Source organism: Pseudomonas sp. FP2294 (genome assembly GCF_030687625.1).
In the GTDB taxonomy this organism is placed as follows: domain Bacteria; phylum Pseudomonadota; class Gammaproteobacteria; order Pseudomonadales; family Pseudomonadaceae; genus Aquipseudomonas; species Aquipseudomonas shahriarae.
The window spans coordinates 3,325,095-3,339,415 of the sequence record NZ_CP117441.1; the positions used below are offsets into that span (position 1 = coordinate 3,325,095).

Genomic DNA, 14,321 nt, shown 5'->3' on the forward strand with positions numbered 1-14,321 from the left:
ACCAACCTCAGTGCCCGCTGGCCAGGGCAATCGGCGCGGGATGGGCGAGGCCGCCCCGACACTTGAGCACCCGCACCTGGCTCGGTTCGACGACCAGGCGCAGGGCGGCCGGTGACGGGTTGATCGCCTCGCTCAGGGCCCGCCAGGCGAACGCCAGGGTCTGGCCGGTTTCGGCGGCCACCTGCAAACGGCGCAAGGCCCGGTCATCGGCCTTGTGCGGCCAGCACAGCACCGCGCCGCAACTGCCGGAGCGCAGGCATTGCTCGGCCGCCCACAAGGCATCGCGTTCATCGGCCTGGATCACCGAGAGCTGGCGCAGGTCCACCCCGGCGTTCTGCCAGGCGTGGGGGTATGGGGTATACGGCGGCGCCACCAGCACAATCCGCTCGCCGGCCGCCGACAGCCGCGCCAGGGTTGGCCAGACCAGTCGCAGCTCGCCCACCCCCTGCTGGGCCACAAGGATTTCACTCAAGGCCGCCTCCGGCCAGCCACCGCTGGGCAACACCGCATCCAGGGCCGCCAGCCCGGTGGGGTGCACACTGGCCGGCGGCGCGGCCGGCCGCCCCTTCCACACCCGCCCGCCATTGAACAGCGAGTCCAGCGCAACCACCGCGCCCATCAACCTTGCCTCACCAAGCCACAGAACACGCCTTCGATGGCCAAGTCCTGGTCGGCACGAACCACAATAGGTTGATAGGCAGGGTTGCGCGGCAACAGGCGCACACTGTGGCCCACTCGCTCGAAACGCTTGATGGTGACTTCGCCGTCCAGGCGCGCGACCACGATCTGCCCGTTCAGCGCCTCGGCACTGCGCCGCACGCCCACCAGGTCGCCATCGAGAATGCCGTCCTCGATCATCGAGTCCCCCTGGACCCGCAGCAGGTAATCCGGGACCCGGGCGAAGGTCGCCGGGTCGAGCATCAGCCGCGTGTGCACTTCGGCGTCGGCGCCGATGGGCAGGCCAGCGGCCACGCGGCCCAGCACCGGGACCTCCAGCCACTCAGGCCGCGCCGGTTGATTGAGCAGGCGAATCCCCCGGGCCTGGTTCGGGTTGACCTCGATAAACCCGGCTTCGGTCAGCGCCAGCACGTGTTTGCGCGCCACACTGCGCGAAGCAAAACCAAAGGCCTCGGCGATCTCGGCGAGGCTGGGGGGCTGACCTTGCTTCGCGATACGTTCGCGGATGAAGTTCAGGATGGCGGAACGGCGGGGAGTGAGAGTCGTCATGGAGTACATTTGTACTCCTATGGGAAATTCCTGACAATAGCCGCCAGTCAGACCAACACCTTGCCGGCTCCGACAAGGGTGGGCGGCGTCAGGGCTTGCGCTGCAACACCCGATCCATGATGCGGTCGGTCTTCAAGGCCTCGATCGCCAGTGCCGGGTGCACACTCTCGCCGCGAATATGCGCGTTCATGCCCAGCACGTGGTGCCACTGGATATGGGGGTGATGGGCAATATGCAGGGTTTCGCTGACCTCGGCTGCAAGTTGCAACGGCTGCTCGTCGAACACGGAAAAACTGATGCGCCCTGTGCTGCCAATCAACTCGACCCGATCCTCGCGTCGGTCAGCCACAAAGTTCCAGCAGCCCATCCCCAGCGCGCCCGAGCTGAAGCTCCAGCAGGCGGTGACCGCATCTTCCGCCGCATAGCGCCCGGCCTGGCGCGCGGTATAACCCGTGACCTCGACAATATCCCCTGCCAGGTACTGGAACAGGTCGAAGCCATGGCTGGCGAGGTCGGCAAAATAACCACCGCCGGCAATCGCCGGATCGGTACGCCAGTTGCTCGCGTTGGTGTCCGTGGGCGATGGCGGCTTGCACAACGTCCAGTTCAGCTGCCGCAACTCGCCGATGCGCCCCTCTTGCAGCCAGGCACGCACCTGCTGGAAGCGCGGCAGGGAGCGGCGGTAATAGGAAACAAACAGATGCAGCCCGGCCCGCTCGAAGGTGCGCTGCATCAAGGCGCTCTGCTCGGCATTCAGCGCCATCGGCTTTTCGACACAACAATGCTTGCCCGCCGCCGCCACCAGCAGGCTGTATTCCAGGTGGCTGTCGGGGGGCGTAGCGATGTACACCGCATCCACTTCGGGGTCATCAATCAGCGCCTGGGCATCTGTGTAAAACCGGGCAATCCCATGGCGTGCCGCATAATCGCGCACGGCTTCCTCACGGCGCCCCATCACGGCCACCAGGGCCGAGCCTGGCGCTTTGTAGAAAGCGGGTCCACTCTTGATTTCAGTAACACTGCCACAACCGATCATGCCCCAGCGGATGGTGCTCATATGACTTTCCTTCATCGGTACTTTTTCAGTCGGGCAGTATCAGCGTTTTCCTGCGCGGTCTCCAGCCTCCGCCCATAAAGACCCAGCATGACAATTGCATTACACTTTTATGACGATCATCTTGCGGGGGCACAGACGATGAAAATACGCGCAACGGTGATTTGCGAACATGAGGGGCACATTCTGTTCGTGCGCAAGGCCAGGTCGAAATGGGCATTGCCCGGTGGCAAGGTCGAGCGCGATGAGCGCCCAGTCGGCGCGGCCGAGCGGGAGTTACAGGAGGAAACCGGGCTGAACGTGGATGGTTTGTTGTATCTGCAGGAGTTGAAGGCCAGTGACACGCTGCATCACGTCTTTGAAGCCTCAGTGGTGAACATCGACCAGGCCCGGCCCTGCAATGAAATCACCGACTGCCAGTGGCATGCCTATAGTGCCCTGGAGCAACTGGACACCACCGACGCCACCAAGCGCATTGTCCGCTCGTTTCTGCGCCGGCTCTGACGCCTAGCCGAATGCCGCAAACCCACGGCGCCCGGCCTTGAGTTCGGTGCGCAGTTCGCCAATCAGGTTGGAGATGGCACGGATGCTGTCCAGACCCTGGGGCGACACGCCGGTCAACAGCAGCTCGACGCGACCGGACTCCGGTTCGAAGACTCGGATGGTCAAGAAACCCTGGGGGTTGACACTACAATCGCACGACAGCGGGACGAAACCGGACGCCATGATGCGGCTCAACTCAGCGATCGGAATCATCCTGGGCACCCTTGCTCACACATGACGCGATGGACGTGATCCATGCAGGGTAGATCAGGTTGTGCAACGCGTGTAGGCAATCCTACGAAAGTGTTAGCTACCCCACACTTTTCTGCGAAAGCGTTGGTGCACTGGCGCCAGAAAAACCACGGACGTTTATCTGCCAGGCAGGTATGAAGGTCAAATCGCGGACAAAAAAAATCCCAAGTAGCTGATGGAAACTTGGGATTTAAAAATGCATAAACCGTGGGAGGTGAACGCCCGGTCATAATAACCATCGAGACAACCTGTAACAAGTTGATTATTAGCCTTTCGTCGGATTGAAACAGCGCTAAGTCATTCAATAACCACACATTTTTCAGGGTTCGCGATATCTTTCGTGCCACTTTTTGGTGCAACTTCCAAACTTGCCGGGTTAAAACCCTAATAACTATCAGGTTAATAACCGAGTATGTAGCATGTCTATTTACGCGCCAGTTTGTAGCGCACGCACTCTTCATAAAAGCTCGAACGAACAGCCGTCGGTTTGAGCCGCGAGGGGCTGTCATAGGTCTGCTCGGTGATCCCCATGGCCATCATGCGCATCCAGGACTTGTCGAACTTGTACCGCTGGATTTTCTGCCGCGCGGCATACAGCGAAACACCGGCCAACTTCAGCTCCTGGGCCCTGGCCGCCGTGCCCGCGCCCCAACTGCACATGTACCGATCCCCTTCGCGCAGCGTCTTGCCCTGGGCCGCCGCCGCAGCGCTCGCCAGGGCCAAGGCAATCAGCGTGATTTTTACGTTGCGCATTGGCATCCCACCTAACCACCTGAAAACAAAAGTGATTTTGGCGAAACATCGGCCAGTTGGGGGCCATTAAAATGCCTTCTCGGCCACCTGCCCTCCCCGCCATGGTTGCCGCCCTACCCGCGGCTGCCCATAATCGCGCGCCACTATTCCCCTCACGCAAGGAAATGCCGTGAAGAAGTTTCTGTTGTTAGCCCCGTTGTTAGTCCTGCTGCTGCAAGGTTGCGGCGTGACCATGACGCAATACGAGCCCAACTTCGACAACGTCCAGCGCCTCAAGCAGACGCCACCGCTGCAGCCCGTCAGCCAGGCCAAGGTCACTGCTGCCTCGGGCCAGGGTTCGTTGATGGTTCGGGCCAATCCGATCAGTTCGCCCGCCGGCAGTATCCCCGCCCATGTGCAGGCGGCACTTACCCAGGAACTGTCCCTGGCCGGCCTGCTTAATCAAAGCGCGCCACGCCGCCTTGACGTGCTGCTGGTGAAGAACGAGCTGACGGCAGGCGTAGGCTCAGGCCACGGCACGCTGGCCGCGCGCTTCACCCTGTTCAAGAACGATGCAGTGGTGTACGACGCCACCAAGGAAGTGACCAGCGTGTGGTCCAGTTCATTCTTCGGCCCCATTGCGATTCCGAATGCGGCGAATGCCTATAACCCGCTGGTGCGTGACTTGCTCAAAGCCTTGTACAGCGACCCGCTGTTCATCCAGGCACTCAAGTAAAAAACCAGGTAAAAAAAGGAAGCCGGTCAGCCGGGTAATACCCGTTAGTTAAGTAGAACCCATTGTGGCGAGCGGGCTTGCCCGCGTCGGACTGCGTAGCAGTCCCATGGTTGGGGCCGCTGCGCGCCCCAACGCGGGCAAGCCCGCTCGCCACAGAGACAGTGTTCGTCCTTAACTAACGGGTATTAGCCCGTCAGCCGGCTCCCTTTTTTGCAGGCCGCATCAGGCCCGCGGTACACCGCCATCCAGTGCCGAGTACTTCAGGTTATTGCTCTCGACCATCTGCTTGAGCAACGCATTGACCTGGCGCGTGAAAGTATCGGTCACCGCTTCTTTTGGCGTGTAGGCCATCATCGGGATAAACCAGATACCCAACCAGGTGTTGATCGCATCGTGGTTGCTGCCTTTGCTAAGCGCCTGGCCTTGTGGGTCCAGGGCTTCCAGGCTCATGGTGTACTGGTCGGTACCCAACGCCGGAATAATGGTGAAGGTGAAGCCGCTGATAAACGCCAGTACCATCTGACCGCCCCCTGGCGGATGGTTGTAGACCTTCAGGCGCAGGCTGTAATCGCCTGGCTGCTTCTGGAACTCATCCAGGGTCACGCGACCGAACAGGCCGGAATCGGTGAGGATTTTTTGCAGCTGCGGACGCAGCATATCCCGCGCCTGGGGGACTTCGGCAGCGGCAGCGTTGGTCGGTTCGCCTTGATAGAAATCAAAGTCGACGTAAACGTTCGGCTTGTTGGCGAAGCTCGCCTTCGATGGCAGGGTGACTGGCGCGACTTCGTCCTTGGTGAAGCTGGCGCAGCCACTCACTGCCAACATCATTAGGGCCAACCCCAGCATTTTTCCAATGTGCATTACGACTTCCTTAGTTGATGGAGCGTCTCCATGGCCGGAGGTGCTGGGGGCGGATAATAGAGAGTCAACGGCCTGGGTAAAAGGCCGTTGTAGGAAAAAACCTCATCAACTCTCGGCGTTTACCACTGATACGTCGCACTGGCCTGCACCGTCCGTTGCGAGCCGTACCAGCACCACGAGTACGAATAGCAGGACGCCACGTACTCTTTATCCGCCAGGTTGGTGGCGTTCAGCGCCAGGCGCAGGTTGTCGCCCTGGGTATTGATGTGCGGGATGTCGTAGTGCACCGACGCATCGAACAAGGTGTAGCCCGGAACCTTCAGGGTGTTGGCGGTATCGCCCCAGGACGAGCCGACATACCGCGCGCCTGCGCCCACGCCGAAGCCCTTGAGGTTGCCGTCATGCAAGGTGTAGTCGGCCCACACCGAGGCGGTGTGGCGCGGCACAGCATAGGTCGTGGTGCCCTGGGTCGGCACGGCGGGGCCGACGCCAATGTCGGTGATCGGCGCATAGCGCACGGTGCTGTTGGATTTGCTGATGCGGTTATCGAGGTAGGCATAGGCCGCCGTGATATCCAGATTGTCGTTGAGGCTGGCCTTGCCTTCGAGTTCAAAGCCACGGGAGCGCACTTCACCGTCCTGGACCTGGCAGCGACCATTGCCGCACAAGTGAGTTGGGTCCGGGTCCATGGTCGGTACGTTGTTCTGGCGCAGGTCGAAGATGGCGGCGGTGATAAAGCTGTTGCTGCCTGGCGGCTGGTACTTGATGCCGATTTCGTACTGTTTGCCTTCGGTGGGCTTGAACACCGAACCACCGTAGCCGGTGCCCGATTGCGGGGAGAAGGATTCGGAATAGCTGGCGTATGGCGCCAGGCCGTTATCGAAGAGGTAGACCACCCCCAGGCGGCCGGTGAAGGCTTTGCTGTCCAGGGAGGATTTGGTTTTCTTGCCGTCGGTCAAACTCAATGAGCTGTTATCCGTGCTGGCCCAGTCATAACGACCGCCCATCAACAGCACCCACTTATCCCACTTCGCCTGCTCCTGCAGATACACGCCAGTCTGCTCGCTGCGCTGGGTGGCGTCGCTGGAAAATGCCGGGGTGGTGACTGGCGCGCCATATACCGGATCGAAAATATCCAGGTCCGGTCCCTTGCCGTAACCGGCCTTGGTATCGACGCTGGTGTTCTGGTAATCAAGCCCCATCAACAGCGTGTGCTGGACCGGGCCGGTGTCGAACTTGCCCTGCAACTGGTTATCCAGGTTGTAGGCATCCATGTCGACATCGGTGGCAATGGTCGAGCGGTTCAAGGTGCGGTAATCGGCCTGCAGGTTGCTGCTGTAGATACTGCGGTAGATCCCTTCGCTGCGCATATAGCGAGCGTTCTGGCGTACGGTCCAGACGTCGTCGAGGTGATGCTCGAAGGCATAACCGATGGAGTAATGCGCGCGGTCACTCTTCTCGAAGTTCTTCTCGCCGTCGTAGAAATCGACATCAATCTTGCGCCCCAGCGGGCTATGCAACACCGAGCCCCAGGCCGGCATCGAACCGTAGGAAGCGCCCTTGGGATCCTTCTGGAAATGCCCGAGCAGGGTCAGCGAGGTGTCCTCGTTCGGGCGCCAGGTGAAGGCCGAAGACAGGGATTGGCGGCGGGTCTCGGTGTGCTCGACCTGGCCGTCGGCATCATCGAACAAGCCGGCGACGCGGTAGGAGTAAACCCCTTGCTCATCCAGCGGGCCGCTGAGATCGAAGGTGGTGCGCTTTTTGTTGAAGGTGCCGTACTCCACGCCCACTTCGTGAAAAGGCGTATCCAGCGGGCGCTTGGTGACCATATTGATCACGCCGCTGGGGCTGCCCTGGCCATACAACACCGAGGCCGGGCCGCGCAGGACCTCCACGCGCTCCAGGTCGAAGGCATCCTTTTGCGGCGAGGCATCGCGGCTCGACGCCACGCGCAGGCCGTCGAGGTAAGTCACCGGCGAGAAGCCGCGAATGGTCAACTGGTCCAGGCGCGAGGCAGTGGCGCCACGGGTTTCCGGGACGACCGCGGCGCTGTAGCGCAGGATCTGGTTGAGGCTCTCGGCATTCTGCGCGCGCATCTGGTCTTTGGTGACCACCGAGATCGACTGTGGGGTCTCGATCAGCGCGGTGTCGGTCTTGGTACCGGACAGGCTGCGCGTGGCTACATAGCCGGACACCGGGCCGATGGGGCTTTCACTTTGAGCGGCGCCGCTGATGGTGGTGGCTTGCAACTCCACTGAGCCATCCGCCTGGGGGATCGGCTCGATGCGATAGCGCTGGGCAGACAGCGCCTGGGCCCGCAAACCGCTGCCCGCCAGCAACTGGGCGAGTGCCGCGTCGCTGCTCAACTGCCCGTTCAAACCGCTGCTGCGCTTGCCGCGGGTCAAGGCCGGATCAAAGGCCAGGACCAGCCCGGCCTGTTCGGCAAAGCCGTTGAGGGCCTGGCTCAGGTCACCGGCAGGGATCGAGAAATGGCTGCTTTCATCAGCCCATGCGGTGTGAATGGTCAGGGGCACAGCGGCAAAAGCCATCGCCACTGACAGCGCCAGCGGGTGCAACGGACGAGCAAAGCGTGACATGAGAGGTCCTGGAAAAGAGGGTTCTATATTCCATGACGGCCATGTCGGGAAATCGGGTATGAATGAGACCGGTTTTTATTTGAACGGGTGTCTTCAGGCAGATCAGAGGGGTTTGATCACCACCAGCAGGTCGGTGAAATGCTCCACTTTGATCGGCAGGTTATCCGCCAGGGTCGCCAGCGCTGCATCGCTGTCATCGAGCTTGAACACCCCTGACACGCGCATGCTTTGCAACGCCTGAGGATCAAAACGCACCACGCTATGGCGATAGCTGGCCAGGGTTTGCAGGACCTCGCTCAACGGCCGGTCATCCACCGTGAGCAAGCCCCGGGTCCAGGCCGCCGGGTCGCCGCTGCCGACCGCTTGCGCCGGCTGGGCGTGGCCCTGCTTGAGGATCGCGCGCTGGCCTGCCGTGACCTTCACCGCCTCGCTGTGATTGCCTTTGGCGGCCACCGTTGATTCGATCACCGTGACCACGGTCGAGCCATCCACCGCGCGCCGGACCAGGAAACGCGTGCCCAACGCGGTCGCCGTGCCCTGGTCGGTGCGCACCACAAATGGCCGCTGCGCATCCTTGGCCACCTCGACCCACATCTCGCCCTTGAGCAACTCGATTACACGCTGCTGGCCGTCGAATTTCACGTCCAGTGCCGAGTTGCTGTTGAGCTGCACCCGGCTGCCATCGGCCAGGACCACTTGGCTCCGTTCGCCGACGCCGGTACGTTGGTCGGCCATCCACAGTGGCAGTTGCTCGACGCTCGCCCAGCCGAGCACCAACACACCCAACAGCCCCAGGACCTGCCCGCCGCGCACGGCGTAACCGGGCTTGCGTGGGATGAAGGCTTGATTCAATGCCAGCCGTGCCGGTTCGGCAGGCAGTTCATCGAGGCTGCCCCACAATGCCCCCATGCGCTCGAAAGCCACCCGATGGCGTGGGTCAGCCTCACACCACTCTTCAAATGCCTGGCGGTCAGCGGCGCTGACTTTCTCATCATTGAGCAGCGCCAACCATTGCGCTGCCTCGCTGACAATCTGTTCGGCGGACATCAAAGCGGATCCGCGCCATGCAGCGTCTGGTAGCAATGCACCAGCGCGCTGGAGATGTAGTTTTTTACTGTGCTGGAGGAGACCTGGAGCTGGGCCGCGATTTCACTGTAGGTCAGGCCGTCCAGGCGACTGAGCAGAAACGCTTCGCGGGCCTTGTCCGGCAGGCCGGCGAGCATCAGCGCAATGCGTTCCAGGGCCTGCAGCGCGACATGAATGGTCGCCGGATCGGGCATGCCAGCGTCTTCGTACTGGATCGCCAGGGCTTGCATATAGGCTTTCTCGATCTTGCGTCGCCGCGCACCGTCAATCAGCAAGCGCCCGGCAGTGGTCGCGAGAAATGCCCGAGGCTCCTGAATATTGTGGGGCTCGGCCAGCAGCAACACCCGCACAAATGCATCCTGGGCCAGGTCCGCCGCATGCTGCGAACAGCCGAGTTTCTTGCGCAACCAACCCTGCAACCAGGAATGGTGGTCGCTGTAGAGCGCGGTGAGTGTCTGCTGGCGGCGGGCTATATCACAATCGGCCACAGGAAAGTCATGCATGCGCAAAAGTTTCTCAAACAAGAAAGATTACCAATCGCGCAAACGATGACAGTAAAACGATGGCAGGGCAAGGGCTCGGCAACGAACCCCAGGCACATCCAGACCAGCTGTCCCCCACGGGTGCAGGAGGCCCGACTTATGGCGAGGGGTTCGCCGGCAATGGCCTGCTTAGCGCAAGCTCCAGGACACCCCGGCATACACGCCCATGCCATCGCCCGGCGTCGAGCGCGCCATATCCTTGCCATGATCGTCATAGCCCGGGGTCACGGTATTGGCATAGCGCTGGTTGGTCAGGTTGCGCAGGTCGACCCAGGCTTGCCAGTCGTGCTTCGGCGCGTCATAGCCAACGGTGGCGCCCAATAAGCCATAGGCTCGCGCGTAGTAGGAGTTGGCGTAGTCCACCGCCACCCGCGAGGAGTACTCGCCATTGAGGCTGCTGAAAAAGCCACTGGGATGGCCGTAGCGCACCTGCGCCTGGTAATAGTGCTTGGGGATACCGGGCAATGTGTTGTCGCCAAAGCGCGGTTCGTCGCGGTAGTGGAAGTTGCTGTAGGTGTAGGCCTGGCGCAGGGCCAGGCGGCCAGTGTTGCCGCCCTCCCACAACGGGCTGGTGAGGCTCAGTTCCAGGCCTTGGTGAATGGTCGGGCTGGCGTTGGATTCGGCGACCACCTGCGACAGGTTGGGCGTAGCCGCCTGGGTCTCGACGCTGAGCAACTCATGGCGCACCAGCGAGTGATACAGCGCCAGGTCCCATTGGCCGAACCAGGCTTCGCCGCGTCCGCCCACTTCCAGGGTGGTGGCGGTCTGGTTTTGCAGCTTAACGCCTTCGCGGGCCAAGCCTGAAGCCGGATTATTAACATCTTCGGCAAAGAACTTGTTGGAACCCCAGATCATCGACCAGGCATGCGGCGGTTCCACCGAGCGGCTCAGGTTGCCATACACCTGCAATTGCGGGTTGAAGTCATAGCGCAGGCCCACGCGCGGGGCATAGTCCCAGGCATGAGTGCTCAAGGGGGCATGGGTCTCGGGATAGGTGACTTCGGTTTCGCGACGGGTATAGATCGCCGCCAGCCCGGTGGTCAGCCACAGATCGGGCAGCAGCTCCAGGTCGTTGCTCACGTGCAGCACCGTATCCGACCCCAGGTAGCTGTAGTCACGGGTCTTGGTGCCCGGGGCGAAGGTGGCGGTGGTACCGGTAGGCACCCGCACGTACTCCGACACACCGTTATTGGGCAGGCCCTGGGTGGTGCGCAGGCCGACCGTGGTCTTGCTGTCGCGTCCCAGCAGGGTGTCCTGGCGGATGTAGTTCAAGGTGCCGCTGATATCGGTATACGCCACCTTGAGCCGGTTGGTGCCTTCGCGCAGGTCCATGGGGTAGTCGTGGTACACCAGCCCCGCTTCGATGCGGGAGTTATCGTCCAACTGCAGCGTGGTCTTGTTGGCGATCCAGGTAGAACCCGGCTGCAAGCGCTTGGAGTCGCGCGTCAAATTGAGCGCATTGGCCGCACGCGGGCTGTGCTCGATCTGCTGGCGCGTGAGTTTGCCGGGGCTGTCGTTGGCGGTTTCGCGGTAACGCAAATAGAAGCGGGTTTCCAGGTCCGGGTTGAGCCGGTAGCCGAAGTTGGCCGCCACGCCCTTGCCACTGCCGGCGCTTTGTTGCTGGAAGCCATCGTAGTCAGTGTCGGTCAGACTGATGTAATAGTCGGCATCGCCCAGCACTTGCCCGGAGCTGATTTCCCGCTGGGCATATCCATGGCTGCCGGCCTCGTAACGCACGCGCAACTTGGGCGCATCGTAGCCGGTGCGGGTGACATAGTTGACCGCCCCGCCCAGGGCCAGTGCGCCGCGGTCGAAACCGTTGGCACCGCGCAGCACTTCGACGCGGCTGAGCCACAGCGGGTCCTTGAGTTCATAAGGCGTGCCGCCGGGGCCGGTGAGTGGCAGGCCGTCGATGGTTTCATACAGGCCGGACGCATGGCTGCCGGGGCCACGGTTGATGCCCGAGCCGCGAATGGAGATTTTCACCCCTTCGTTATTCGCCGCCTTGGCATAGATGCCGGCCTGGTACTTGAACACGTCTTCATTGCTGCTGACCCGCCCCTGCTCGACGCTGGCCATGTCAACGTAGTTGGTCCCACCGGGTACCTGCTTGAGTTGCGCCTGGGCCGCTTCGCCTTCGCTCAGTTCGGTGCTGGTGACTTGCAGCGGCGCCAACTGCAGCGCCTCATCGGCCTGGGCCAGGTGGCTGAACGTCAGGGCAGCCCCCAAGCCGAGCCAGCGCGGGGAAAGAACAAGCAGAGGTTGTCGCAGGCGCATGGGCCGTATCCTTGAAGAGGTCTGCGGTTGGAAGCCGCGGATCATACGCAGGTCACGCACAAACCTCGTCGATTAGGCTAATGTGCTGGCCCTGAGCGCCCCTTCACTCTTGAGGCCGAGCCTTTCATGCGCAATCTCACCTTCGCCAGCATCTGCCTGTTCTCTTCACTATTGGTCGGTTGCCAACAGCACCCACCGGCCAACGACCAACTGGATGCGGTGCTCTGGACCCAAACCTCCATCGAGCATGAGTTGATCTATCGCCAGGTGTTTGCCAACGCCACCCGCCAGCTCGACGTGGCCCTGGCCAGCAAGGACTGGGACGCCCTGCCCTTTGCCCCACGCAACCTCAGCGGCCTGCCGCCGGCGGTGATCGTCGATATCGACGAAACCCTGCTGGACAACGTGCCACTCAACGCGCGGGACATCATCAACAACCAGGTCTACTCCTATGATCGCTGGAACACCTGGGTCGACCAGGCCAAGGCCCAGACCCTGCCCGGTGCCGTGGCGTTTGTGCAGGCGGCGCAGCAACGCGGGATCAAGGTGTATTACCTGACCAACCGCGAACACAGCCAGGTTCAGGCCACGGTCGCTAACCTGCGCCTGCGTGGTTTCCCGGTGGACAGCAACCAACAAATACTGGCGGCCGCCACCCCGACCGGCCATTGCGAACAGGCCGGCTACGGCAAGAACTGCCGCCGCCAGTGGGTCGCCAGCCAGGCGCGGGTGCTGTTGATGGTCGGGGATTCCCTGGGGGATTTCGTCCAGGCCGAACACAACACCCTGGCCGCCCAACGCCGGGCGGTCGAGCCCTATGCAGGCTGGTTCGGCCAGCGCTGGTTCCTGCTGCCGAATCCCACCTACGGCAACTGGTACAGCGCACCCTACGCCGACCGCGAAGAGATTCCATTTGAGCAGAAGCGCTTTTTCAAGCGTGAGGCCCTTCAGTTGCAGCAATGAAGATCCAAGGTGGCAGCTGAAATGCAATCCTCCACCCCCTGAAGATCGAGGTGGGAGCTGTCGAGCCCCGGCGAGGCTGCGATGGCGGCAGCATTGCGGGGGTTGATGTTGGCTGAACTACCGCTATCGCAGGCAAGCCAGCTCCCACATTGGATCTTCAGCACATTGAGCATCGTATGCATCCTGCGGTGGCAGCTGAAATGCAATCCTCCACCCCTTGAAGATCGAGGTGGGAGCTGTCGAGCCCCAGCGAGGCTGCGATGGCGGCAGCATTGCTGGGATTGATGTTGGCTGACCCGCCGCTATCGCAGGCAAGCCAGCTCCCACCTTGGATCCTCAGTACATTGAGTACCGGATGCATCCTGCAATGGCAGCTGAAACGCAATCCTCCACCCCCTGAAGATCGAGGTGGGAGCTGTCGAGCCCCAGCGAGGCTGCGATGGCGGCGGCATTGCTGGGATTGATGTTGGCTGACCCACCGCTATCGCTGGCAAGCCATCTGTCACATGGACTTGCGTCCACTCATTGGCTGGTGGCCTGCCGATACTGACGCGGCGTAAAGCCAGTCAATGCCTTGAACTGGCGGGTGAATGCACTGTGGTCGGTGTAGCCGCATTGCAAGGCCACTTCGGTGATCGGCAACTCGGTGTGCAACAGGCGATGGGCATGTTCCAGGCGCACTTTCTGGATCATCTGCCGGGGTGTCAGGTGGAATACGCGCTTGCAGTAACGCTCCAGTTGCGCCACCGAGATGCCGGCGATGCGTGTCAGTTCGCCGAGGGTCACGCGCTGGTTGAAATGGGCGCGGATGTGTTCGTCCACCGCCGCCAGGCGCTGATAGGCCGGGTGGGTCTCGCTGGCGGATTGCAGGTCGACCGAAATCCCAGCCAAGCCGATGATCGCCCCCTCGCGGTTATACAACGGCCATTTGTGGGTCAGGCACCAACCGGGTTCGCGGCTGCCGTACAGGTGCAACTCCAGTTGGTCCTCCAGTACCAGGCCCTGCTCCAGTACGCGCCGATCCTGTTCGGTATAGCCCGGCCCCAACTGCGCGGGGAACACTTCGGCGCTGGTCTTGCCCAGTAACGGGCGCCGGTCTTTCAAGCCACAGCGCTGCACCAGGGTGTGGTTGGCCATGACATAGCGCGCCTGCACATCCTTTATAAACATCGTCGCATTGGGGATCACGTCGAGCATCGGTAACAGCATGGCCACGCCCGCCAGCAGCTGTTCGAGGCTGTGGGGGCGCTGCTCATCGCCCTGGCACAGGGCTGCAAACGCGTTGTGCATCATGCCGCTCACCGCCTCGTTTATCGCCTCGCCGGGCCAGCAGATTGCCCGATGGCCGGGGCCCTGTCGAGTGCCGTTGCCCACCTGGCAATTGTGCTGAATTCGTCATTGATAGCCGCGCAAAACATCAATCGCCAGCGCGCCGATGGGTTCACTGTAGC

At 61.9% G+C, this 14,321-nt stretch carries 15 protein-coding genes; 3 read left to right on the plus strand and 12 right to left on the minus strand.

Translation table 11 applies throughout. The features are described from left to right. Positions 1 to 7: 7 nt before the first annotated feature. From imuA to PSH73_RS14670, 3 genes are all read right to left on the minus strand, one after another. Complete coding sequence (gene imuA, locus PSH73_RS14660; protein ID WP_120733431.1) at positions 8 to 619, minus strand: translesion DNA synthesis-associated protein ImuA; 612 nt, start codon at positions 617 to 619, stop codon at positions 8 to 10. Beyond that, positions 619 to 1,236: a transcriptional repressor LexA gene (lexA, locus tag PSH73_RS14665; RefSeq protein WP_120733433.1), complete on the minus strand. Its 618-nt coding sequence runs from the start codon at positions 1,234 to 1,236 to the stop codon at positions 619 to 621. Before lexA ends, imuA begins: the two co-directional genes overlap by 1 nt. 79 nt (positions 1,237 to 1,315) lie before the next feature. Continuing rightward, the gene (locus PSH73_RS14670) at positions 1,316 to 2,284 is read right to left on the minus strand and encodes a Gfo/Idh/MocA family protein (protein ID WP_057440806.1); all 969 of its coding nucleotides are present in this window, start codon (positions 2,282 to 2,284) and stop codon (positions 1,316 to 1,318) included. 138 nt (positions 2,285 to 2,422) lie between these two features. Between PSH73_RS14670 and PSH73_RS14675 the strand changes: the two genes are divergently transcribed. Further along, the gene (locus PSH73_RS14675; RefSeq protein WP_057440804.1) at positions 2,423 to 2,785 is read left to right on the plus strand and encodes an NUDIX hydrolase; all 363 of its coding nucleotides are present in this window, start codon (positions 2,423 to 2,425) and stop codon (positions 2,783 to 2,785) included. Between the two features lie 3 nt (positions 2,786 to 2,788). Here the strand turns inward: PSH73_RS14675 and PSH73_RS14680 are convergent, their stop codons facing one another. After that, a complete protein-coding gene (locus PSH73_RS14680) occupies positions 2,789 to 3,037 on the minus strand; it encodes a DUF1652 domain-containing protein (protein ID WP_057440802.1) in 249 nt (82 codons plus the stop codon). Between the two features lie 462 nt (positions 3,038 to 3,499). After that, entirely contained in the window at positions 3,500 to 3,829 is a 330-nt protein-coding gene (locus PSH73_RS14685; RefSeq protein WP_169989986.1) for a hypothetical protein, read from the minus strand. A 169-nt stretch (positions 3,830 to 3,998) separates the two neighbouring features. Here PSH73_RS14685 and PSH73_RS14690 point away from each other — a divergent pair, with 169 nt between their 5' ends. Next, on the plus strand, positions 3,999 to 4,544 hold the full coding sequence (locus tag PSH73_RS14690; RefSeq protein WP_115128457.1) for a hypothetical protein: 546 nt from the start codon (positions 3,999 to 4,001) through the stop codon (positions 4,542 to 4,544). A gap of 222 nt (positions 4,545 to 4,766) precedes the next feature. On the opposite strand, the gene PSH73_RS14695 is transcribed toward PSH73_RS14690, so the two are convergent. The 5 genes from PSH73_RS14695 to PSH73_RS14715 form a co-directional block, all read right to left on the minus strand. After that, positions 4,767 to 5,405, minus strand: coding sequence for a hypothetical protein (locus PSH73_RS14695; protein ID WP_099170904.1), 639 nt, complete (start codon positions 5,403 to 5,405; stop codon positions 4,767 to 4,769). 119 nt (positions 5,406 to 5,524) lie between these two features. Further along, the gene (locus tag PSH73_RS14700; RefSeq protein WP_057959226.1) at positions 5,525 to 8,002 is read right to left on the minus strand and encodes a TonB-dependent siderophore receptor; all 2,478 of its coding nucleotides are present in this window, start codon (positions 8,000 to 8,002) and stop codon (positions 5,525 to 5,527) included. A 102-nt stretch (positions 8,003 to 8,104) separates the two neighbouring features. Further along, positions 8,105 to 9,049: a FecR family protein gene (locus tag PSH73_RS14705; protein ID WP_305460817.1), complete on the minus strand. Its 945-nt coding sequence runs from the start codon at positions 9,047 to 9,049 to the stop codon at positions 8,105 to 8,107. After that, positions 9,049 to 9,591, minus strand: a complete 543-nt coding sequence (locus PSH73_RS14710; protein WP_057959224.1) for a sigma-70 family RNA polymerase sigma factor — start codon at positions 9,589 to 9,591, stop codon at positions 9,049 to 9,051. Before PSH73_RS14710 ends, PSH73_RS14705 begins: the two co-directional genes overlap by 1 nt. A gap of 168 nt (positions 9,592 to 9,759) precedes the next feature. Next, the gene (locus PSH73_RS14715) at positions 9,760 to 11,907 is read right to left on the minus strand and encodes a TonB-dependent receptor domain-containing protein (RefSeq protein ID WP_305460819.1); all 2,148 of its coding nucleotides are present in this window, start codon (positions 11,905 to 11,907) and stop codon (positions 9,760 to 9,762) included. 126 nt (positions 11,908 to 12,033) lie between these two features. Here PSH73_RS14715 and PSH73_RS14720 point away from each other — a divergent pair, with 126 nt between their 5' ends. Further along, entirely contained in the window at positions 12,034 to 12,870 is an 837-nt protein-coding gene (locus PSH73_RS14720; RefSeq protein ID WP_057959222.1) for a 5'-nucleotidase, lipoprotein e(P4) family, read from the plus strand. On the opposite strand, the gene PSH73_RS14725 is transcribed toward PSH73_RS14720, so the two are convergent. Further along, on the minus strand, positions 12,855 to 13,043 hold the full coding sequence (locus tag PSH73_RS14725) for a hypothetical protein (RefSeq protein ID WP_198799359.1): 189 nt from the start codon (positions 13,041 to 13,043) through the stop codon (positions 12,855 to 12,857). The genes PSH73_RS14720 and PSH73_RS14725 overlap by 16 nt on opposite strands. Positions 13,044 to 13,392: 349 nt before the next feature. Continuing rightward, positions 13,393 to 14,163, minus strand: a complete 771-nt coding sequence (locus tag PSH73_RS14730; RefSeq protein WP_198799360.1) for an AraC family transcriptional regulator — start codon at positions 14,161 to 14,163, stop codon at positions 13,393 to 13,395. Positions 14,164 to 14,321: the final 158 nt, after the last annotated feature.

Bases quoted from the DNA above. Each gene is read 5' to 3' on its own strand.
- imuA (WP_120733431.1), bottom strand. From the start codon at position 619: ATGGGCGCGGTGGTTGCGCTGGACTCGCTGTTCAATGGCGGGCGGGTG.
- lexA (WP_120733433.1), bottom strand. From the start codon at position 1,236: ATGTACTCCATGACGACTCTCACTCCCCGCCGTTCCGCCATCCTGAAC.
- PSH73_RS14670 (WP_057440806.1), bottom strand. From the start codon at position 2,284: ATGAGCACCATCCGCTGGGGCATGATCGGTTGTGGCAGTGTTACTGAA.
- PSH73_RS14675 (WP_057440804.1), top strand. From the start codon at position 2,423: ATGAAAATACGCGCAACGGTGATTTGCGAACATGAGGGGCACATTCTG.
- PSH73_RS14680 (WP_057440802.1), bottom strand. From the start codon at position 3,037: ATGATTCCGATCGCTGAGTTGAGCCGCATCATGGCGTCCGGTTTCGTC.
- PSH73_RS14685 (WP_169989986.1), bottom strand. From the start codon at position 3,829: ATGCGCAACGTAAAAATCACGCTGATTGCCTTGGCCCTGGCGAGCGCT.
- PSH73_RS14695 (WP_099170904.1), bottom strand. From the start codon at position 5,405: ATGCACATTGGAAAAATGCTGGGGTTGGCCCTAATGATGTTGGCAGTG.
- PSH73_RS14700 (WP_057959226.1), bottom strand. From the start codon at position 8,002: ATGTCACGCTTTGCTCGTCCGTTGCACCCGCTGGCGCTGTCAGTGGCG.
- PSH73_RS14705 (WP_305460817.1), bottom strand. From the start codon at position 9,049: ATGTCCGCCGAACAGATTGTCAGCGAGGCAGCGCAATGGTTGGCGCTG.
- PSH73_RS14710 (WP_057959224.1), bottom strand. From the start codon at position 9,591: ATGCATGACTTTCCTGTGGCCGATTGTGATATAGCCCGCCGCCAGCAG.
- PSH73_RS14715 (WP_305460819.1), bottom strand. From the start codon at position 11,907: ATGCGCCTGCGACAACCTCTGCTTGTTCTTTCCCCGCGCTGGCTCGGC.
- PSH73_RS14720 (WP_057959222.1), top strand. From the start codon at position 12,034: ATGCGCAATCTCACCTTCGCCAGCATCTGCCTGTTCTCTTCACTATTG.
- PSH73_RS14725 (WP_198799359.1), bottom strand. From the start codon at position 13,043: ATGCTCAATGTGCTGAAGATCCAATGTGGGAGCTGGCTTGCCTGCGAT.
- PSH73_RS14730 (WP_198799360.1), bottom strand. From the start codon at position 14,163: ATGATGCACAACGCGTTTGCAGCCCTGTGCCAGGGCGATGAGCAGCGC.